Source organism: Modestobacter sp. SYSU DS0904, assembly GCF_054051115.1.
Genome location: NZ_JBJHAQ010000015.1, coordinates 79,194 through 99,726 on the forward strand (window position 1 = coordinate 79,194; position 20,533 = coordinate 99,726).

11 protein-coding genes and 2 pseudogenes are annotated in these 20,533 nt (G+C 65.0%); 3 read left to right on the plus strand and 10 right to left on the minus strand.

Annotated features, from left to right (window positions below):
- Window positions 1-8: 8 nt before the first annotated feature.
- From ACI79U_RS11975 to ACI79U_RS11985, 3 genes are all read right to left on the minus strand, one after another.
- The gene (locus ACI79U_RS11975; protein WP_457067935.1) at window positions 9-1,019 is read right to left on the minus strand and encodes a DUF3048 domain-containing protein; all 1,011 of its coding nucleotides are present in this window, start codon (window positions 1,017-1,019) and stop codon (window positions 9-11) included.
- 354 nt (window positions 1,020-1,373) lie between these two features.
- Window positions 1,374-1,817, minus strand: a complete 444-nt coding sequence (locus tag ACI79U_RS11980; RefSeq protein ID WP_457067933.1) for a hypothetical protein — start codon at window positions 1,815-1,817, stop codon at window positions 1,374-1,376.
- 419 nt (window positions 1,818-2,236) lie between these two features.
- Window positions 2,237-2,572, minus strand: coding sequence for a hypothetical protein (locus tag ACI79U_RS11985; protein ID WP_457067930.1), 336 nt, complete (start codon window positions 2,570-2,572; stop codon window positions 2,237-2,239).
- Between the two features lie 1,021 nt (window positions 2,573-3,593).
- Between ACI79U_RS11985 and ACI79U_RS11990 the strand changes: the two genes are divergently transcribed.
- Entirely contained in the window at window positions 3,594-4,502 is a 909-nt protein-coding gene (locus ACI79U_RS11990; RefSeq protein WP_457067928.1) for an HNH endonuclease, read from the plus strand.
- A gap of 313 nt (window positions 4,503-4,815) precedes the next feature.
- Here ACI79U_RS11990 and ACI79U_RS11995 read toward each other — a convergent pair whose 3' ends face one another.
- The 7 genes and pseudogenes from ACI79U_RS11995 to ACI79U_RS12025 all read right to left on the minus strand — a co-directional run bounded on the left by ACI79U_RS11995 (window position 4,816) and on the right by ACI79U_RS12025 (window position 18,531).
- Window positions 4,816-6,675, minus strand: a complete 1,860-nt coding sequence (locus ACI79U_RS11995) for a DUF262 domain-containing protein (RefSeq protein WP_457067926.1) — start codon at window positions 6,673-6,675, stop codon at window positions 4,816-4,818.
- A gap of 11 nt (window positions 6,676-6,686) precedes the next feature.
- Complete coding sequence (locus ACI79U_RS12000; RefSeq protein WP_457067924.1) at window positions 6,687-9,767, minus strand: type III restriction-modification system endonuclease; 3,081 nt, start codon at window positions 9,765-9,767, stop codon at window positions 6,687-6,689.
- Between the two features lie 5 nt (window positions 9,768-9,772).
- The gene (locus ACI79U_RS12005) at window positions 9,773-11,629 is read right to left on the minus strand and encodes a site-specific DNA-methyltransferase (RefSeq protein WP_457067922.1); all 1,857 of its coding nucleotides are present in this window, start codon (window positions 11,627-11,629) and stop codon (window positions 9,773-9,775) included.
- A gap of 8 nt (window positions 11,630-11,637) precedes the next feature.
- Window positions 11,638-12,339 carry a DUF4391 domain-containing protein gene (locus ACI79U_RS12010; RefSeq protein ID WP_457067920.1) on the minus strand — a complete coding sequence of 234 codons (702 nt, stop codon included), beginning with the start codon at window positions 12,337-12,339 and terminating at the stop codon, window positions 11,638-11,640.
- Window positions 12,336-15,599: a helicase-related protein gene (locus tag ACI79U_RS12015; RefSeq protein WP_457067918.1), complete on the minus strand. Its 3,264-nt coding sequence runs from the start codon at window positions 15,597-15,599 to the stop codon at window positions 12,336-12,338. The genes ACI79U_RS12010 and ACI79U_RS12015 overlap by 4 nt, the downstream gene beginning before the upstream one ends.
- Before the next feature lie 524 nt (window positions 15,600-16,123).
- Window positions 16,124-16,918 carry a DUF4839 domain-containing protein gene (locus ACI79U_RS12020; RefSeq protein WP_457067916.1) on the minus strand — a complete coding sequence of 265 codons (795 nt, stop codon included), beginning with the start codon at window positions 16,916-16,918 and terminating at the stop codon, window positions 16,124-16,126.
- 601 nt (window positions 16,919-17,519) lie between these two features.
- Window positions 17,520-18,531: pseudogene (locus tag ACI79U_RS12025) on the minus strand (aromatic ring-hydroxylating oxygenase subunit alpha).
- 334 nt (window positions 18,532-18,865) lie between these two features.
- Between ACI79U_RS12025 and ACI79U_RS12030 the strand changes: the two are divergent.
- Both ACI79U_RS12030 and ACI79U_RS12035 read left to right on the plus strand, forming a co-directional pair.
- Window positions 18,866-19,387: pseudogene (locus ACI79U_RS12030) on the plus strand (UGSC family (seleno)protein).
- The gene (locus ACI79U_RS12035) at window positions 19,384-20,472 is read left to right on the plus strand and encodes a hypothetical protein (RefSeq protein ID WP_457067914.1); all 1,089 of its coding nucleotides are present in this window, start codon (window positions 19,384-19,386) and stop codon (window positions 20,470-20,472) included. The pseudogene ACI79U_RS12030 and the gene ACI79U_RS12035 overlap by 4 nt, the downstream one beginning before the upstream one ends.
- Window positions 20,473-20,533 lie beyond the last annotated feature (61 nt).

Consider the following 20,533-nt stretch of genomic DNA (forward strand, 5'->3'; position numbering starts at 1 on the left):
CGCGCGTGTCAGGAGTCCGTGTCGACGGCGCCGGTGCGGTTGGGCACCAGCTCGACCCAGGTGTTGCCGGGTGCCAGCGTCACCTCATCGCCGTCCGTCCCGGTCAGGGTCACCGGGTCGTCGATCTCGTCCTTGGACCAGGTGGCCGCGACCGCGTGGCCGCCGGAGGCGACGAGCGCATCACCGCTGCCGGTCAGGACGGTCTCCGGGACCGGATTGCCGGCCGGGTCGCGCGCGTCGGTGGAGACCACATCGACGCGCAGGACGACGACGTTGGTGGCGGCGATCTGGCTGCCGCCGGCCTCGACAGCGGGCGTGCTGCCCTCGGCGCGCAGCCAGCGTCCGGCCTCGGCGTTCCAGGTCCAGCGCGGGTGCCCGACGCCGGACATCGTGAGCGCCAGCGTGCCGGTCGGCTGTCCTTCGGTGACGGCGGTGGGCTGCCGGCCGGTCCGCGGGTACGCGAACTGGGCGGTGGGCGCAGCCCGGTGCGCGTCGTCCGCCTGGGAGACGAGGGTCTCCGGCGTCGCGTAGACGTTGTGCGGCGCCCGGCGGGTCGACGTGCGGTGGAAGCCGTCGGTGCCGGAGTCTTGGGTGAGCACCTGCAGTCCGGCGTTGCGGGCGGCGTCGACGTAGGTCGGTACGCCACCGGAGAAGGCGAGCAGGCCGTGCAGCGGCGCGGCGATCGCGGGGTCCATCGGCCGGATGGAGCGCACCGGGCCGATCTCGGGTGGCAGGTTCGAGTGGTAGACGGCGACGAACCGGGTGGTGCCGCCCTCGACGACCTGCTCCCACACCAGGTCGGCGGCGTTCAGCCCGGTCTGCGGGCGGGCGTCGATCGAGTTCTCGATCTTCACGGCGAGCGCCGGACGGTCCGCGACCGCGTTGGCCGGGACGCCAGTCAGCGGCCAGGTGGGCGTCGCGGCTGCTCCGGCGATCGAGTCGTAGAACGGCAGCCCGGACAGGTCCCGCCCCGTTGCCTGCCACCCGACCACCACGGCCGCCATCAGGACCAGGAGCAACGCCGCTCGGCGGCCGCGCCGGGGCCTCGGCTTCCGGCGCCCCTTGGCCGACGACCGTTTCTTCGCCGGGGAGCCCTTCCTGGCGCCCGAGCCCCTGCTGGGTCCGGAACGGCGCCTGGGCGCGGTGGACCTGGGCACGTCGGGGCTTCCTGGCTCGGCGAGGCATCCCTCCTCGTATCGGCACGGCGGGGGGCGAGGCACCACGGCGTCGCGGTGACGAGCACAACCGACCGCGTGATCCTCGTCTGCCGCCAGGACATCCTCAGCGCTTCCGGTACAGCGGCGCCGACTTGCCGACGATTCCCTCCCGCGTGCAGCCGGGCACCTCGCTCAGGTGCGCCACCATCATCCCGATCAGCGACGCCCGGCGTGCTTTGCGATGACAGCCGGGAAGTCGAGCACCTGCAGCGTCGCCGCGTGCAGCAGCGACAGTTGCCCCTGCGAGACGAAGACCAGTTGGCCTGGGGTCCAGGGAAAGGTCTCATGGACCACGAACCCGGACCTACGACGCAACCAGCCGACCCGCCGGACGTACAGCAGCCACGCGTCGCCAGTCCAGACGACCTCCTCGAGCTCGTAAGCCTGGGCCGGCGGGGCTGAGTATCGGCGCCGGAAGTCACCACCGTGCGCAGGCAACTCCGGGCGCGACCGGGTCCCGTACGGCGACCACAAGGCGGCGCCGGTTACAGGGAACCGGTTGTCCGTGCACGGGTGCTTGGGCCAGGGCGGACCCATCTCGTCGAAGTAGACCCGGCTCCCGGCCGCATTGGACCAGAAGTAGACGGCTGCGCCGCACACCGGACAGTGCGCGTTCGGCTTCTGCCAGCGAGCCGAATAGGGCAATGCGGGGTATCGCGCGGGCGAGGGCCGCGCGGACGCCGCAGGGCGACTCTGGGAGAACCAACTGGTCGAGTAGGACGAACGGGCAGCCGGTCGTCGTCCCGCTGACGAGCCTCTCGTGACGGAGTGCTCGGAGACCCAGTGCTTGCGGCCATCCGGGCCTCGACGCCAATGCCCCTTGCGGCGATAGGTGGTCACCGAACCTCGTTCCTGCGCATGCCGTGCGCACCCTGTCATGTCACTGGGCGCTCACACGATGCAACGCAAGGCACCTCACTCCATATAGGCAGACGGAAGGCCTGTAGCCAGAGCGTCCGCTGCCCGGGTCGTCCCCATCAACTGGCCCACGAGGGCCTCATCCAACGCCTCCGGTAGAGCTAGGCCGGCTTGCCGACGGTCCCCTCTCGGGTGCGGCCGGGTACCTCAGCCTGGTGCGGCAGAATCGTCCGGCAGAAGGTGTCGGCCGCGTACGGCAGCCTGCCCAACACCGCCTCGTGGAGCTGGCGCAGCTCGCGCATGGTGAACGGCTCGTCGATCAGCCCGTCAGGGTTGGGCCGCTCGCCGTACGCCATCTGGACGTCGGCCCCGCACACCGCACCTTCAACGAGCTCGTCGCCGAGGCCGACACCCCCGTCAATGCCACGCCGCTCGGTGTACCGAACCCATGCCGGTAACCAGAGTCCCAGCCCTCCTTCACTCGTTCGGGTGATCACCAGCGACACCTCTCAAGGACTGTCACTTGGGTGTGGTGTCGTCCACGTCACCTGGGAGTCATCGGGAGGGTGGCGTGGCACGGTCGATCTGGGATTGGTACGCGGACCACGAGGCGGCGTCACTCGGCGACCATCTAGACGACGAGCTCATCGAGCCACAGGCTCCAGGGGACCTACGGGCATCGGGGCCCGCGACGACCCGCGCGGAGCGTCGCCTGGCCGCATTTGGCGCTGCGAGCCCGGCGTCGCCCCGGGGCGCGAATAAGGCGACGGCTTCTCGCGGCCAGCGCGGAAGGGCATCTGCAAGCGCAAGCGGTCCCGCCGTCCCGGAAGCGGTGCGGCGGCAGATCATGACGGCTGTCCAAGCAGAGCTCAGGCCGACGGCCAAGACTGTGGTGGCAGCGCTCAGGCAGCGCGGCATCCGGGTCACCCCAGCACAGGTCTCCGCCGTAATGGCGGGCCAGCCCTCAGCTGCCATGCGCGGGCGCCCAAAGTCGATAAGCAGTCCCGACAGCAGCAGGGAGTTGGCCTCGAGGATTCGCAGAGTCGCGCATGCCAATCCTGGGGTTGGGTACAAGCGGATTGCGGTGATCTTGAGAGGTGGCGGCGTCCCGGTCACCAGGGCTCAGGTGGCGGAGGTGCTCAGACGTTCACAGGCCTCCTCCAAGATGGCGGCCAGCCGCGGTCACACTCAGCCGAAGGCAGCCATGGTGATCAAAGTGACCGCGGGCGCTCAGACGAGCCGCACGGTTCATGCCACTCCCCTGTGCCCGTCCTGCGGCGTCCGACTGAGTGTCATCGGCACGTGCCGCTGCTCCTGACTCGGCGGGCGCGTCTTGTTACCTGAAGGACAAGCAGTGGAGACGGGCCGACCTAATTGCCCGAAGAGAGCACCCACGCCCCATGGCGAACCGAGGCCTCACCAGGTTGCACCCGGCTGGCGTACCGCGTGCCCTCTGAGCGCCCAGGTCACGAGATGAGATCCTGCGGCGACATTAGCGGCGGGAGCATGGGAGAACGAGTGACGCGTCTCGAGGACTCGCAGGTCCGGGCAGCGATGTTCGCGCACCTCGAGCGACTGACTGCCCTCCATCCCGAGGGGGTCACGTCCGCCGACCTGAACACCTTCATGGTGGCCGGGCGAGCGCTGAAGCTTGTCGTCCAGCCGGGCATCTGGAAGCCGGCAGCCCTGGCCGCCGCACTTACCATCCGTACGACCTACACCGCACCAAACCAATTGCCGCCGTACCAGGACGACATCGCTACGGGCGGGCTCATCAAGTACGCCTACCGCGGCACGGACCCAAATCACTCGGACAACCGTGCACTCCGTACGGCGATGCAAGAGCAGCGACCCCTCGCGTACTTCATCGGCGTGGCCAAGAGCATCTACCAAGCACATTTCCCGGTCTTCATCGTGGGTGAGCGACCCGAACAACATGCCTTCCTCGTGGCCATCGACGAGGCGCAGCGGCTCGTCGACCCCGAGCTGGTGGCCCAGCTGACGCCCGACCGCAGGTCCTACCTGGAGCGACTGACCAAGATCCGCCTGCACCAGCCCGTGTTCCGCGCCCGAGTCCTCCAGGCCTACGAGACCCAGTGCGCCATCTGCCGCCTCAAGCACTCCGACCTGCTGGACGCCGCGCACATCATCCGGGACGCGGATGAAGGTGGCCTGCCCGTCGTTCCGAATGGGTTAGCTCTCTGCAAGATCCACCATGCCGCCTACGACCGGAACATCATCGGCGTGCGCCCCGACCTGGTGATCGACGTGCGGCAGGACATCCTGGCCGAGGTCGACGGCCCGATGCTCAAGCACGGCATCCAAGAGATGGCTGGCGTTCGGATCACAGTGCCGCGTCAGCGCGCCGCCCAACCGAATCGCGAAAATCTCGAGCGCCGGTATGAGGAGTTCCGGGCTGCCAGCTGAGCTGCACGCGGAGACGCCCGCGAGAGCATCCACCAACAGCGACCTGCACAGGAACAATTGATGGCCGGTGCAGCCTGCTCGCGCGACGCTCTAGATCAAAGGTCAACGGCAGCACGGCCTGTCCGCCGTCGACACGACGAGAGCCGGAAAGTCGCCTGGGCTCGATGAGGTTGTTAGGGATCCGTGCAGCGCCGTTGACCAGCAGAGGATGCAGCCCGTCGGCGCGGCAAGCTTCTCCCACCCGTGTTGTTGTAAGCCTCCATATTCGCGATCTGAAGCGGGTACCAACATGGCTGCCCGTCAGCTCGCCCTGTCATGGCCCTTCCTTCGCCGTGACAGCGGTCAGGTCATCGGGGTTCCAGAGTTGCTTGGCGATATCGCGGTACAGGTTGCCCCGCTCGACGATGTCAGCCGCTTTGAACTCCTCGTGGGCGCGGAACGGCAGACCCGAGTCCTTGACAAAGGCCAAGAAGCCGGGATTCTTCTCGTAGGCCTGGGGATCCAGGCTGGCGGCAAGCAAGTTCTGGCTAAAGTACCTCGGACGCTTCTGCGCGTAGGTCTCGTCGTTGTAGCTCGCGTTGAACTGCTTGGGCAGCAGCAACAGGTCACCGATTCGATTTCGATGGCGGGCGAAATCGGCTTCGTGGCTGAAGTCGTCAGCATGCCGCTCAGGATGGTCGGCCCAGATGTGCTCAACCTCGTACTTCACCTTCGCACCGTTCGTGAGCTCGACGTAGTTCGAGGCTTGGCCAGAATTCACGGTGATGTGGTCGGTGATCCGAGCAAGGATCTTGTGGATTTGGCTTCGGTTCTGCTGGTGGACATACAAGCCGTTGTAGTCGAAGGACTCGTCAACCTTGAGCAGGTAGTCACGAAGCACCTTGGCCAGGTCAGGCTCACTAAGGCTGCGAATGTCCCGCATGACGGTGAACATGGCGTATTGCATCGTCGAGTACGCCGTCGCGCGAAAGTTCCATATGCGGCGCGCGAGGAGGATGTCGGTGAACCGGCCGACCAGCTCCAATTTCCTGTCGATGGCGGCCGGGTTGTCATCGACCCGGAGCGGCGCCAGAAGCAGCTGATTCTGGAGTGTGAAGCCGAGGTCGGCGTTGAATCGGATGAAGCGCAGAGGGCTGTCCGGCTGGAAGCGTCCGGTCGATGCGTCGACGATGCGCGAATAGTGGTGGCTGTAGAACTCGAGGTCACGGACCACGAAGTTATAGAAGTCGTCGCGCGCCTTCAGGCCAACGCTATCGGTGGCGCCGCGGAGCCAGCGGTGGAACTCGGTGCCGATCCGGTCCCAGTCCTCGGGACGCGCTCCCTTCCTGCGCTCACGAATCTTGGCCGAGTACTGGCTTCGCAGCCACGTCTTGAGGAAGTCCGAGCCGGCGTCCTCCGCCTGCTCGTCGAGGCTGCGCAGCCGCTTGCGCCAGAGCTCGTTGGCCTTGGTGCGAGGCTTCCCGTCTTCCATGTTGGCGAGCAGGTACCCCTTGAGCATGTCTGCCGGAGTGAGCTTAAGGCCGCGATCGTTCATCGTCTCGAAGATGGCGTAGGCGTCGTCGTCGCTGTAAGCGGTGATCTGGACGAGCTGGACCCGGTCCTTGAGCCAATCAATAAAGAACGGGAGCGCAGCCCCCTTCAGCTCGTCGGGGAAGATACCGTCAAGTTCCGCGTACCTAGCGACGAGCGTGTGAACTGACTCTGCTGCGTCCGAGGGCGGTTCGTATTCGCCGAACTCGAACAAGGCCTCCATGCAGTCGTTGCGGTCGGGAACCCCGAGATTGAACGACTTTTCACCGAACTTCTCCGAGTAGATGAGCTCGTCGATGCTGACGACCTCTTCCCGCCCGTGCTGCAGACGCCGCAGGTACGTGAGGAACAGCGTGAGGCTAGTCAGCCGCTGCTGGCCATCAACGACGAATGGCTGACCGTCCTTCTGTGAAATGATGATGGAACCGAGGTAGTAGCCGGGGTACTTGGCAACGTCCTTGCGGGCGTGGTCGGCCTCATAGAGGTCGAGGAACTTGGCTGTCAGATCGGCGACGAGCTCAGCGATCTGCTTCGACTCCCACTTATACTCGCGCTGGTAGTAGTCGATCGAGTACTTTTTCTTCTCCAGGACTTCGGCAATGGTCTTGGCAACGCCGTCGATCGTCCGGTCGATATCGGTCACAGTCATCGTCCCTACCCCGTCACGAGTTCCATCAGCTTGGAGTAGCCGTCGGCGACGTCGTACTTCACCCGACCCTCGAACTTCTTGTTGACGTCGGCGAAGAATTTCCGGGCGCACGCGATCTTAGCGTTCTCGACACCCTTCAGCTGAAGGGTGGACAGGGAGCCTTTCGTCTCAGCAACGAAGTACACGTGCTTGACCGAACCCTCGGCAAACGCGATCGCCCAGTCGGGGTTGTAGTCGCCGACCGGAGTCGGGATGAAGAAGCCGCGCGGCAACTTGACGTACACCTCTACCTCGGAGCTGGTGTCCAAGTCCGTGACGAAGTCGCGCTCAACCGTCGAGTCCGTGACGACGTAGTCGTACACGTGCTTCTTGAGCTTCTCCCCAGCCTTGGAGAAGTCCTGGGCACTCTGATTCTCCGTGAAGATGGCCATGTCGAAGCGGTCCTCCAGCGCGTCGTACGCCAGATGCTCGACAATGACCGTAGCCTTCTGCTCGTTGATGAGTCGCGCGGCTTCGGTGATGAATTGCTCAGGATTGAGACGGAACCTGCCGAACGTGTTCGGAGTAATCCGGCTAAGGATCGCTGCGGCAGTGCGCCGAGTTAGTTGGGTCTTCTCGGTCACCTCCCCCAGCAGGTCGTACTTGACCTGAGACCCGGCAGACACCGTCGCGGTCTGGGTTGCGGTCGTGGAGACGTCGAATCCCTTGCCACTGGCCAGGTCATCAGCGTCGAGTGACTCCCGCTGGCTGCCGGCCTGGACGACGTACTGCATGGCTGCGACGTTCAAGTGGGTGTCGAGCGATGCTACACACTTGCCCACCAACTCGGCCGAGTCGAACTCGACCTGATAGACGGCCTTGTGGTTGATCCGACTCCAGAGCTCTTGAAACTCCTTTTTCCTAAAGTTCGCCTCGTTGAGCGGGATCTTCTTGGGCTTGCGGTCGTTCGTCGGCGATGGAATGTCGATGTACAGGGCGTCGATCAATGGCCACATGAAGTCGATGACCGGCTTGAGCACTTCGGACGACGGCTCGGCGAGCGACCCGGCGTCCTTGTCCTCCTTGTACCTCTGCGTCACGAGCCCGTCGTCGTCGACGTAGTCGTTGCGCACAAGGTAGTTGTACAAAGCGGACGCGAGCTTCTCGTCGACGGTGCTCTGGCCGGACTCGGTGTGGATCGTTTTGCCAGTGAAGAAGTTGATGCTGGCCTTCCGTGGGCGCGCCGCCAGCGACTCTCCAATCTCCTTCTGCAGCCCGGCCACGAAGTCGGTGTAGGACTCGTCGGTCACGACGGTCAGCTGGTTGATGGCATGCACCGTGACCGGGTTGTCCATGCGCTCGCCGTTCTGGTTAACCGCGAGCCGCAGTCCACGCCCGATCTCCTGCCGCCGCGAGACGGTGTTGTCACTCTTCTTGAGCATCCCCATGACGAACACGTTGGGGTTGTCCCATCCTTCGCGAAGAGCCGAGTGCGAGAACAGGAACCTCACCGGCTGCTCGAAGGACAGGAGGCGCTCCTTGTCCTTGAGGATCAAGTCGTATGCGGCAACGTCCTTGGACTGCCCCTTTTCGTCGCCGGTCTTGTGCACGTCGCCGTCGACGAGGCGCTTGCTCTTCTTGTCGATCGAGAAATAGCCCTGGTGCACGTCCCGGGCTTCGTCACGGCTGAGGTACTTCTTGTAGACCACTGTTGCGTCATCGAGCTGCAGCTCCCCAAGGACCTCCTCGACGACGGCGCTGTACTCCTCCTCGAACACTCGGGCGTAGTCGCCAAGGGTGTCCTCGCGGTCGTAGTCGCGGTACTTGGCGACCTCGTCGATGAAGAAGAGCGAAAGGACCTTGATGCCCTGGCTGAAAAGTTCACGCTCCTTGTCGATGTGCGCGCGGATCACTTCGCGGATCTGGATACGCCTCTTGGTCTCTTCGGTGACGTCGCGGTCGGCGAGCTGCCCGGCGACGACAACATCCCCACTGCTCAGCGTGATGGTGTCGTCGATCGCGCTGACGTCGATGACAACAAGGTCCTTGTACGCCTCGATACCGTTCGCGAGGTCATGGAGTCGGGTGCCCTTGGTGACCCGCTTGAGTTGCCGCTTGATCGGACCGCTTCTGGTCTGGACTTCCAGCTCGACGCGAGCCGTGGGCGGCTCGCCCTTCTTGACCTCGATCGCGTCAAGGTAGAGGTACGCCGTAGACCCGGCGAGCCCCCTCACCGTGATCCCACGCACCGCAATTTTCTTGACGAGCCTCTGGTTGTAGGCATCGAGCGCATCGAGCCGGTGAACTTTGGTGTGCTCCACCTTGTGCGTGGCCGAGTAGCGCAGCACCATCAGAGCGTTGAAGCGAGACAGAGCCTCAAGCGACTTCAGGGCGCTGATCTTCTGCGGTTCGTCGATGATCACGATGGGCCTGTTCGCGCTGATCACGTCAATCGGCCTTCGGGATTGGAAGTCGTCCAGCACGTCGTAGATGCGCCGGTTGTCCTTCCCCGTGGCATTGAAGGCCTGGATGTTGATGATCATCACCTGCACGCCGGCATCGGAGCTAAAGCGCTCAAGCTCATGCAACTGAGAGGAGTCGTAGATGAACGAGCGCGGCTTCGTGCCATAGGCCTGCTGGAAATGCTCAGCCGTTACGTCGAACGACTTCTTGACGCCCTCGCGGATCGCCACCGACGGAACCACGACGATGAACTTCGACCAGCCGTAACGCTTGTTCAGTTCCATGATCGTCTTGATGTAGACGTAGGTCTTGCCGGTTCCGGTTTCCATCTCGATATCGAGGTTGGGTGCACCTGGCGCGGCCTTGCTGTCGGCGACTTTCGGCGCCAATGGCAGGTTCCGCAACTTCTGCACTTGGTGAAGGTTGGCGAGCAACTGAGCCGCGGAGAGCTCGATCTCGGCGTTGCGCAGACCGGAGTCAGGAGTCGTGTTGGTCGCGAAGAGCGCCGGTGCGGTGCTCGACTTCACTTGGCCAGGGTCGATTCGGTATGAGATTCCGGCGCGTCGGGGCTGACCCGCGAACACGTCGACCACGGAGTCGACGGCCTCGGTCTGATATGGCTGAATCTTGAACTGCAGCTTCATCGGGGTCAGATAGCCTTGATCTCGGTCGCCGGTGACAGTTCCTTAAAGATCTGCTCCGCATTGATCCGAGCGTCGTCGGACATAAAGCTAGAGTCGCGAAAGACCGCCCTCAGCGGCTCGCGCTTGGCGAGAGCGCTCACCAAGTTGAGACTCACCTCGCCGTCGAAGCACGCGACCAGCGCGCCATCCTCAACTACGAAGACTTCGTGACCCTCGATCTGCTCGACGGCGATTGGAACGCCAACTTCCAGTCCCCAGTCGAGCAGAACCTGGAACAACAGGTCCTCGCCGGTGCGCCCGGCCTTCACGCTGTCCTCAAGGCCAACGAGGGACTGCTGATCGGTCTCGTCGGGTGTGCGAAGGACGTCGGCAAGGTTCGTTGAATCGACGCGCAGCGTGCGGAAGCCGCAGTCGAGCGCGCCGCCAGCTGGCCCGGCTTCATCAATCACCTTCGCGGCCGCTCGTCGTATGCGCTCACGCGAGAGATCTGCGATCGTCGCGTATCCTGCCCCACCCGCCTCGGACCTCGGCGCGGATTGCTCGTTCAGCTGCACCATGATGAACCGCCTGGATCCGCCGTCTTCGAGATTAAGCTGCATGACCGCGTCCGCCGTGCTTCCGGACCCGGCGAAGAAGTCCAACACCAGATCGTTCGGCCGGACGGTGACCTGCATGAGGCGCTTCAACAAGCGCGTCGGCTTCGGATAAGGGAAGTGTCCAGCACCGATCAGGCGCTCCACTTCCTCCTTCCCATGGCGATTGTCCCCAGCGAACTCCTTATCCCACAACGTCACCGGAACCAGCCCATCCTGGACTTCGGAGAGGTAGCGCTTCGCCATGGGGTATCCATCGCCCCGTCCCCACACCACGGCGCCTTCCGCCACCTTCTGTGCCCAAGACGATTCACTGAACCTCCAGTACTGACCCGGTGGGCGACGCAGAACTGTTCCATTGGGTTTAGTAATGGTGTAGTCGGCATCGTAAGGGTTGTTGGCGTAGATGGGATCCAGTTTCCACGGCCCCTTAGGGTCGTCGTCCGCATTCCGGTAAGCCTCTGTTGTCTCGCGAGGGAACAGCTGTCGATCCCAATGCTCGATACTGCGAGCGAACATCACAATATAGTCGTGGCTAACAGAGAAGCGCCGCGCCGAGTTCTTGCGGGTATGCACCTTCTCCCAGATCACCGTGGCAATATGATTATCGGCTCCGAATATTTCCGACATTGCTGCAACCAAGTTCGAAAGTTCCCCGTCATCTATAGACACCGCGATAGTGCCGTCCGTGCGAAGCAGGTTCCGCGCCAACTTGAGACGTGGGTAAATCATGCTCAACCAGTCCGAGTGGAAGCGGCCGTTGGACTCAGTGTTGGCAACGAGCCTCACCCCGTCTTCGCCGGTCTGTCCGGATCGGCGAAGGTATTCTTCGGTCGTCGTGGCAAAGTCGTCTTTGTAGATGAAGTCGTTGCCGGTGTTGTAGGGCGGATCGATATAGATTAGTTTCACCTTGCCGAGGTATGACTCCTGCAACAGCTTAAGCGCGTCAAGATTGTCGCCCTCGATGAAGAGATTCTTCGTGCTGTCGAAGTCCACCGACTCATCGCGAAGGGGACGCAGCGTTTTTGCGATCGGAGCGTTGGCGGCGAACGCCGCGGCTCGCTTGCCTGGCCAGTCGAGCTGATATCGCTCCTGGGGACCCTCCGCGAGGTGTTCGGACAGCTCCTGGCGGAGAAGATCGAAGTCGACCGCCCTGACCGGGTTTCCTTCCGCGTCGATGGTCTCGGTGATGACGCCTGGGAACAACTCCGCGATTTTCGCTACGTTGCTCGCCGTCAGGTCCGGTGACGTCATTCGAAGCTTCTCCACGGTGATCCTCAGTTCGTGTTGCCCGCGGGCGGGCTGGGGGTCCGGCTCGTGAGGTCCACGAGCATTGCCTGCTTGGTCTTTAAGGTCCGACGCAGCTCTACCTTCCGATTGAGCTGCGGTTCGTTGCGGAGCTTCCGCTCCAACGCGGTGATCTCGCGCTCGAGCGACTGAACGGCCAGAAGTCTGCGGACGATTTCCGACACCTGTTCGCCAGCACGCGACGCGACGGGCGACAACGGCTGCAGGAGCGCCGTGTACATGCTCGCCAAGTCGATTGCCGCCGGGAGCAGGATTCGGTCGCCGGGTGCGGGTTGCCAGGAGGTGCTGAGATAGGGGCCCAGTTTCGGGTCACCGGTACCGAGCTGCTTGTGGGCAGCGACCATGCGGATGGTCCCGTTGGCGCCCTCGCCCCGGCTGATCTCGAAAATGATCGGAGTTCGGACCGCCTTGTCGATGGCAGCGAGCACGCTCTCCGCGACGTCCTCTTCCTTGGCTCCAATCTCGAAGACCTGGATCTCTGGGACCTCAACGCTGCCCGCAAGGTTGATCGTCGATTCGGCGAGCTTGTAGGCCCATGTGATCCGTCGTACGTCGGAGACGAAGCGGTCCTTGACCGTTGATCCGATGCTCGCGTGCTCGTAGAATTTGCTTTTGGGAACCGTGCGGCCGAACCTGGCTGCGGACGGCCAGCGATAGAGGGGATCCCTCATGTGGTGCCCTGCGCTGGGTCCACGATGGCGATGAAGGCGATGAGCTCGAAATCGTCCAGTCCGCCGATGGTCTGGGTGAGCGCGGTCGTAGCTCCGTCGGAGAAGAGGCTGTCCAGGTCGCGTTCGGCCGTCACGTCGACCATCGAGCTGATCGCCGCGGTGAGCAGCTCCGAGTAGTGCCCCATCTCAGCGCCCTCGTTGGTGGCCGAGTTGAAGATTCGCGTGACCGCACTGACCGGCTCGTCGTGGGGGCGGCATCCGGCACGGATGAGGTCGAGGAGGTACTTGACCTCCGTGTGGTCGGCGATGACGTTGCCGTCGCCGTTGAGGTAGACGAGGTAGTGCGGGTGGAGTCGGTTGCCGCGGTTGATGCTCTTGTCGGCGTTCACATTGCGAAGGACGAAGAGCGCTCCCGGCTTGAGTCCCTTGTCCGCTTGGGCCGGCACGACGGCATGGAGCCCCTTGGGCGCGCTGGCGAGGTCGCCGTACTCCTTGATGTAGCCCAGGAGATCCATCCGGAAGTCGTTGAGGCCCAGGTCGGTGATCGAGACTCCGGTGCGGACGTCTTCGAGCTCGATGACCTCGTTCTGCAGCTTGCGGAGCTGTTCCTTACGGAAGGCAGCGTCGCCGTCCTCCAAGGTCAGTACGTTGTCATCGGCGGTTCCCGCTAGGTCAGCGATGACCATGCGGTTCTCGACCCGTTCCTTCAGGTTGATGTACTCGTCCAGCGAGATGTCGGGCCAGAAGTTGACCAGCTGGATGTACGTATTCGTGGAACCGATGCGGTCCACGCGACCGAAACGCTGGATGATCCGGACCGGGTTCCAGTGGATGTCGTAGTTGACGAGGTAGTCACAGTCCTGGAGATTCTGGCCTTCGCTGATCACGTCGGTGGCGATCAGCACGTCGAGCTCGCCGGTCGCCTTAGGCATGGTCAGGTGTCGCTGCTTTGACTTCGGCGAGAAGAGCGTGAGCACCTGTTGGAAGTCATAGCCGGGACCGAGCGTGGTCTTCGCGGCGTGACCGCCGCCGGTGACCAGGGCCGACTCAAGGCCAGCCTTGCTCAGGCGCGGAGCGAGTTCCCGGTAGAGGTACTCGGCGGTGTCGGCGAAGGCCGAGAAGATGAGCACCTTGCGGTTGCCCTCGTTGATCGGCTGAGCGGCCTTGCCGGCGACCAGGTCGGTCAGTACCCGGAGCTTGCGGTCGTGCTCGGGTGTGACCCTCCGCATCTCGTCGAGCAGTGCGCGGAGGGTCTCACGGTCGTTCCACAGGTCGCGTCGCCACGACTCAACGTCAACGTCATCGAGATCGATCTTGATGTTCTCGCCGAACGAGAGAGCGTCGGCGCCCACGGCGTCCTCGTCATCGACGTCCAGGCCAGCGAAGTCGATGTTCATGTCGGCGATTGCACCCTCGTGAGAGTCGAGCCGGCCCAACGTGTGGTCGACGGCTCCCTCGATCTTCGCGAGGGTGAGCCGAAAGGCCTCGACCGAGCTCTCCAACCGCTTCAGCAAATTGACGGTCATGAGCTTCTTCAGCCCCTGCTCGCGGCCCCGCTGCCCGAGGTTTGACCGCGCCGTTCCACCCTCAATGTTGTACAGGTCGTCGTACTTCTGCACTCGGCTGTCGAGTACGTACTTCAACGGCGTGTACACGGCGAGCGTTAGCGCCTGCAGTTGCTCGAAGATCTCCTTAAACGTCGGGACATCCGGGAGGTCAGTAAGCGGCTCACGGATAGAGGCCGGCGGCATGCGCTCCGGAAACGCGCCGATCTCGGTGGTGTCGTAGAACGCCTGGATGTGCTTGCGTGACCGTGCGATGGTGACCGAGTCGAGCAACTCGAAGAAATCGAAGTCGAGCATCTTTAAGATGGTGGCGGGGGTGCGAGACTCCGGCGGTAGCTTTGACCACTCGTTGAACGCCCGTTGGGCATCACTGAAGACCCTCTCCACGGTTGTGGACAGGCTGAGATGCTTCGCCAGGTTCTCCGACTCGCCCTCATAGGCGAGCTGGAGCTGGTTCTTGAGGTCGTTGAACCGGTTGTTGACCGGCGTCGCCGACAGCATGAGCACCTTGGACTTCACGCCCTCGCGGATCACCTGCCGCATCAGCCGCTGGTAGCGGGATTCCTTCTCCTCCGCATAGTCGGCGTTGCGGAAGTTATGGGACTCGTCGATGACGACCAGGTCGTAGTTGCCCCAGTTCACTCGGTCAAGCCGGAGTCCCCCAGACTCACCCTTGGTGCGGGACAAGTCGGTGTGAGCGAGGACGTCATAGTTGAAGCGGTCCTTGGCGAAGATGTTCGTCGTCAAGTTCGCGTTGTAGTTCGTCCAGTTCTCCGCCAGCTTCTTCGGGGCCAGCACCAGCACCGACTTGTTGCGCAGCTCGTAGTACTTGATCACAGCGAGGGCTGTGAAGGTCTTACCGAGGCCGACGCTGTCAGCGAGGATGCAACCATTGTAGGTCTCGAGCTTGTTGATGATCCCGGTCGCAGCGTCGCGCTGGAAGTTGTAGAGCGAGTTCCAGACCGCCGTCTCTTTGTAGCCCGTGCGATCGTTGGGCAGCACGTCCTCGCTGATGTCGTCGAGGAACTCAGCGAACAGGTTGTAAAGGATCAGGAAGTAGATGCGCGCCGGGGAGTTCTCGGCGTACACGCTGGCGATGTGGTCGTAGACGGCGTCGGTGACGTCATCGAGCTGGTCTGGGTTGTGCCAGATTTGGTCGAACAGACGGACGTACTGCGCGGTCATCGGCGCATCGTCGACCCGGTGAACCATGTTCGAGACAGCGTTGCCGCGCTCGTAGCCGAGGTCTGCCGTCGTGAACCCCTGGAGCGGCATGTAGGCAGTCTTTTCGTCGACCACGGCGAACTGCTGCATCGGATTGCCGGTTGAGTTGGACCGGAACATGGCCTTGCGGCGCACCCAGTCCGCGCACTCCCGTGCGATCGCGCGCTGCGTCAGCTTGTTTCGCAGGCGGATCTCGAACTCCGAGCCGTAGAGGCTCGACTCTCCACCCTTGGCATGGGGAATGAAGAACTCACGGCGCTCCTTGCGGAGCTTGTCCGTGGCCTTGCTCGTGACGAAGGACGGTGCCGTGAATATGAACTCCAGTTGGGTGACCTGCTCGAGCTCCTTACGGAGCGCCTCGAACGCGAAGATGGAGAATGTCGACGCCGCGATGCGGACCTTCGACCCGGGCGCGATCGCCCCCTTGAGATCGTCTCCGAGCAACTCGTTGACATTGTCGATGATCCTCATGCGCCACCCCGTGAAACTCGCGCAGCTCGGTCAGCGTCCGCCTGTCCCCGGCACCGACTTAGCCGCACCTTGGTCGCTCTTGCACGCGCAGAGGGGCCAGCCCCGCCGGTAGGGATCACCGGTGCTGCGGCGCCCCGGAGGCCACCTCCACCAACGATCGGCTGCGCCGAATCGCTCGTCACTAGGTCAGCGAGGCCGATCAGCTCGGCTGCTCGTGAGCTCTTGAGGATCACGATCGACATTTGGACTGGCACCTCCTCAGCCGGACAGTACATACGGGTACGGGAAGATTCGATGACCCACGGAGCACGTGCGCGCAGCCGTGCCAGGTGAGCAGGTCCGTCGCCGAGTAGCGCGTGCCGCCGTCGACCTGGTCCATCGATCCTCCGTCGTCCGTGGGTCGGCGAGGCGTCGGTGCGACCTCGTGGCGAATGAGACCGGGCGGTAGTGACACGTTCCGGATTCGTGTGAACGGGTCGGGCGACGACGCGAGCCGCGCCCTCTCGCTCATCGCGACCAGGCGGTCACCTCACCTCGGTGCGAACCGGCTCGAGGAGGAAGAGCTCCTGGGTGCTGTTGTAGTCACCGACTCGGGCGACTATGCGGAGGTTGTCCCCGGCGCCGAGGGTGTCCGGGACGTGCGGGCCCGTGAGGTGCAAGTCGTAGCTGATGTTGACGTCACGGAACTGGAAGTTCGGCCCGGACGAGGCCGTCGGGCTGGAGTCCCCGGCATAGATCAGCAGGTCATACCTGGTCTTGTAGCTGCCGTGGAAGTTCATGGAGGCGATGTTGCCGTCGAACTCGATGGTCCGGCCCCGGTACTCGGCCGCGAACTCCCCGACCGCTGCGTCGCCCGGCTGTTCGAGGGCCAGTAGCGCGGCGAGATCCGCGTTGTTCTCCACCGTCAGGGTCTCGTCAGCGGCGGGAGTCGTAGGGACAGCCGAGCTGGTCGCCGCCGGTGCCTGGTTCGCCAAGGGGTCTGCAGTGGACCCTGCGTTGGTCGCGGACGCGGTCGGCTGTGAGGTGCTGCCGCCCCGCGTTCCGACGAAGGCGCTCCCCCCGATGACCACGGCGAGCAGGACCACGACGGCCGACACGGCCAGCAGCTGCACCTCCGGCTCCAGGCGGCGGAACGCCGCCAACACCGTTGCGCCGAACGTCTTCGGCTTGACACGTCGGAACGTCAGCTCGGTCCGCAGCACTCCCTGGTCCCGGCGCTCGAGCTCCCAGCCGTCCCGCTCCCGCTTTGCGATCGCCTTGGCCTCCGTGCCTCGCAGTGCCTGCACGGACGTGGACTCGTACTGCGTGTCGTCGACCACGGCGGGGACCGTAAGCGCGTCGGACCGCGCACCGTGGGTGCCGCTCGGCCGGCGTCGCGCCACTTCTTCCTCGCCGGGCACAGCAGGAGCAGCGACCGCCTCACTCCCCATGGGTGTCAGGCACGTCGACCACGCCGTCCCGCCGCTCGCGTCATCGTCGAAGCCGTTTATGACGTCACTACCTGCTGTCGGCCTTGCTGAGGGCTTCCGGCGGCACGCCCGATTCGTTAAGCCCCGAGGTCATGACGCAGGCCCCACTGATCCCGCATGCGCGTTCTGGTACTTCCCGTTCGGCTTCGTCTCCAGGCTCCTCGGCGCGGCCGCCGACCGGCTCGGCCAGCGCCGCGTCCTCGTCCCCGTCGGGCTCATCAACGCCGCCGTGCTCGGCGCCTTCGTTCTCGTCGTCGCCAGCACCGTTCCGGACCTGGTGCTGCTCGCGATGTCCGTCCTGAGCGGGGCCTATGCGCCGTATATCGCTCCGATGTCCCGCACCCGCCTCGTCCCCATCTCTAGCGGAACATCCGGCCGGGCGACGACGACTGCCCGATTCGCTCCAGCACGATGCCTGGACACCAGCCAGCGCAGCGCACCGCGTGTCGAGTCAGTTGATTCGGTCGCGCACCCAGCCGTGGAAGGCGCTCAGATGGTGCTCAGCCGGAACCAGCACGCCTCCGGCCGCGTACGCCCGCGAGCTCATCCCGGGTTGGGTGCGCTCGCAGGCGGCGAAGTCCTGCAGGTTGACCCGGTGGAACAGCTCGACCGACCTCCCGACGTCCGAGCCGGACGAGACCACCTCGGGCGCGTACAACCAGTCGCACTCCACCTGCGTGGTCAACGGCCAGCGGCGTCATCCGCAGCACGATCACGTGGTCGGGCACCAGGTTCAGGAACACCGTCGGCTTGATCGTGGCCGCGTAGTACCGGCGGTCCTGGTCGGCGCCGACGCCCGGCAGCGCCGGGAAGCCGGCGCTCCCGTCGACGGTGAAGCCCTGCGCGTCCTGCGCGAACTCCGCCCCGTGCCCGACGAAGGACTGCGCGGCGTACCCCCGGGCGAACTCCGGCAGCACGTGGGTGAGCTCGGGATGGATCGTCGCGCAGTGGTAGCACTCCATGAAGTTCTCGACGATGAGCTTCCAGTTGGCGCGCACGTCGTACCGGATGCGCCGCCCCAGGGTCAGCCGCTCGACGTCGTAGCCCTCGATCGCCGCCGGGGCGCCCAGCCGCTCGGTCACCGCGCCCTGCACGTCCCGCTCGAACGACGGCGGCTCGTCGGCCAGGCACACCCAGGCGTAGCCGAGCCACTCCCGCAGCTGCACCGGCACCAACCCGTTCGCGACCCGGTCGATGTCGGGCATGTTCCGCAGGTTCGGCGCACCGACCAGCGTCCCGTCCAGCCCGTAGGACCACGCGTGGTACGGACACCTCAGCGTCCGCTTGGTCTGCCCGGACTCCTCGGTGCACACCAGCGCCCCGCGGTGCCGGCAGACGTTGAGGAACGCCCGGAGCTCGCCGTCCCGACCCCGGACCACCAGCACGCTCTCCAGGCCCACCTGGACCCGGCGGAAGCTCCCCGGATCGGCGAGCTCGGCACTGCGGACGGCGCAGCACCACATCGCCTCGACACCCGGGTCTGCTCCCGGGCGAAGACGTCCGGTCGGTGTAGTACCGGCCGGGCAGGGTCGTGAGGAGGGTTGCCGGCCGAGCCGCGTCGGCAGGGGGCTGGAAACCAGTACACAACCTGTCGTTAGACGGTGAACGGCACGCCCAGGTCGGCCAGCAGCTCGGGTGCCCAGGCGCCGGGCAGATGAACAGCTGCCCGGCGGTGTACTCCCCCGCCGAGGGCCTTTTCCGCCACGCGGGACGACGTCCTGTGCGACCCACCTTCGCTGCCTAGCGTGACCCGTACCACTATGCGAGGGAGCGGACATGGCTGTGGGCTTCGAACTGATGGACCCGACCGAGCAGGCCGCGGTCGAGGGCGGGGCGGTGCTGCTCGCCGACCGGCCGGCCGACCTGCGGGGCAAGCGCCTCGTGCTGATGGACAACGGCAAGCACAACGCCCGTGAGCTGCTGGAGGCGGTCTTCGCGCTCGTCGAGCCGGAGCTGGCGCCGTCCGAGGTGATCTGGAAGCAGGTGCCCGCCACCTGGCCGGCGGCCGACGAGATGCTCGACGAGATCGCCAAGGAGTGCGACCTCGTCATCGAAGCGGTCGGTGATTAGGGCAGTTGCAGCGCGGCCAGTGTGGCCGACGTCATCCTGATGGAGAAGCGCGGAATCCCGTCGGCAGCGATCTGCACCGACGCATTGAAGGCGAGCGCCGATGCCATGGCGCGCATCCAGGGCGCTCCGGACTACAAGTTCGCGATCGTCCCCCACCCGGTGAGCAGCCTGGACCCCGACGGCGTCGCGGCCCACGCGAAGCTGGCCGCGCCCCAGGTGCTCGCGATCCTGCGCGGGGAGGTCTCATGACCGAGCAGAAGACCGGCCTCAGCCCCGAGGACCTCATCGCCGCGATCGAGGAGTGCCACGCCAACGGCTGGACCGACGGCCTCCCCGTCGTCCCACCCATCCCGAGCCTGGTGCACCGCTTCCTGGAGCACACCGACCGCTCGCCGTCCGAGGTCATCTGGACGATGAAGCAGGTCAAGCGCGGCTGCACCGTCCAGGCGGCGGCGATCAACGCCGCCATGGCCGGCTGCCTCCCCGAGCACTTCCCGGTCGTGCTGGCCGCGCTCGAGGCCGCGGTCGACGAGGGCTGGCCGGCCCTCGGCGGCTGGCAGAGCACCACCGGCGGCGGCCCGATGCTCATTGTCAACGGACCCGTCCGCACCGAGCTCGGCTTCAACGCCAAGGGCAACGTGTTCGGGCCGGGCTTCAGGGCCAACGCCACGGTCGGCCGGGCGATGCGGCTGATCATCATGAACGCCTACGGCATCCGCCCGCACGAGTTCGACCAGGCCACCCAGGGCTGGGTCGGCAAGTTCTCCCTCTGCATCGCGGAGAACGAGGAGGAGAGCCCCTGGGAGCCGCTGTCGGTCACCCTCGGCCACGACGCCGGTGTGAGCACCGTGTCGGTGCTGCACTCCCGCAGCACCGAGCACGTCGACAACCGCAACACCGGCGACGCCCACTCGGTGCTCAACGACATCGCCGACACCTGCGGCCGGATCGGGCCGATGACCCGCCGGTACCGCCGGGTCGGCGTCGTCATCGGACCGGAGCACGCGCAGCTGCTGTCCCGGCACGGCATGTCCAAGCAGGACGTCCGGGAGTACCTGGCCGAGCACAGCGGCCGGACGGCGGGCACCCTGCGCGCCGCCGGCCGGGGCGAGTCGACCGCCGTCTTCCAGAACCACCCCGGCGCCTCGGTGTTCGACGAGGCGAAGGCGTCCGAGATCGGGCAGATCCCGGACGACGACCTGGTGACGACGCTGCGCACCCCGGACGACGTCATCGTGGTGGTGGCCGGCGCCGCCAACGCCGGGATCTCCACGGTAGTGCAGACGCTGGGCTTCCCGACCAAGACGATCGGCACCGCGGTCGTCCGCAGCTGACCGACCGGCGTTGTGCGCTCGATGTCGGTTCCCTCGACCGGAACCGACATCGAGCGCACAC

Coding starts and splice junctions, on each gene's coding strand:
- ACI79U_RS12000 (WP_457067924.1), bottom strand. CDS start 9,767: ATGAAGCTGCAGTTCAAGATTCAGCCATATCAGACCGAGGCCGTCGAC.
- ACI79U_RS12010 (WP_457067920.1), bottom strand. CDS start 12,339: ATGAGGGATCCCCTCTATCGCTGGCCGTCCGCAGCCAGGTTCGGCCGC.
- ACI79U_RS12015 (WP_457067918.1), bottom strand. CDS start 15,599: ATGAGGATCATCGACAATGTCAACGAGTTGCTCGGAGACGATCTCAAG.
- ACI79U_RS12035 (WP_457067914.1), top strand. CDS start 19,384: ATGACCGAGCAGAAGACCGGCCTCAGCCCCGAGGACCTCATCGCCGCG.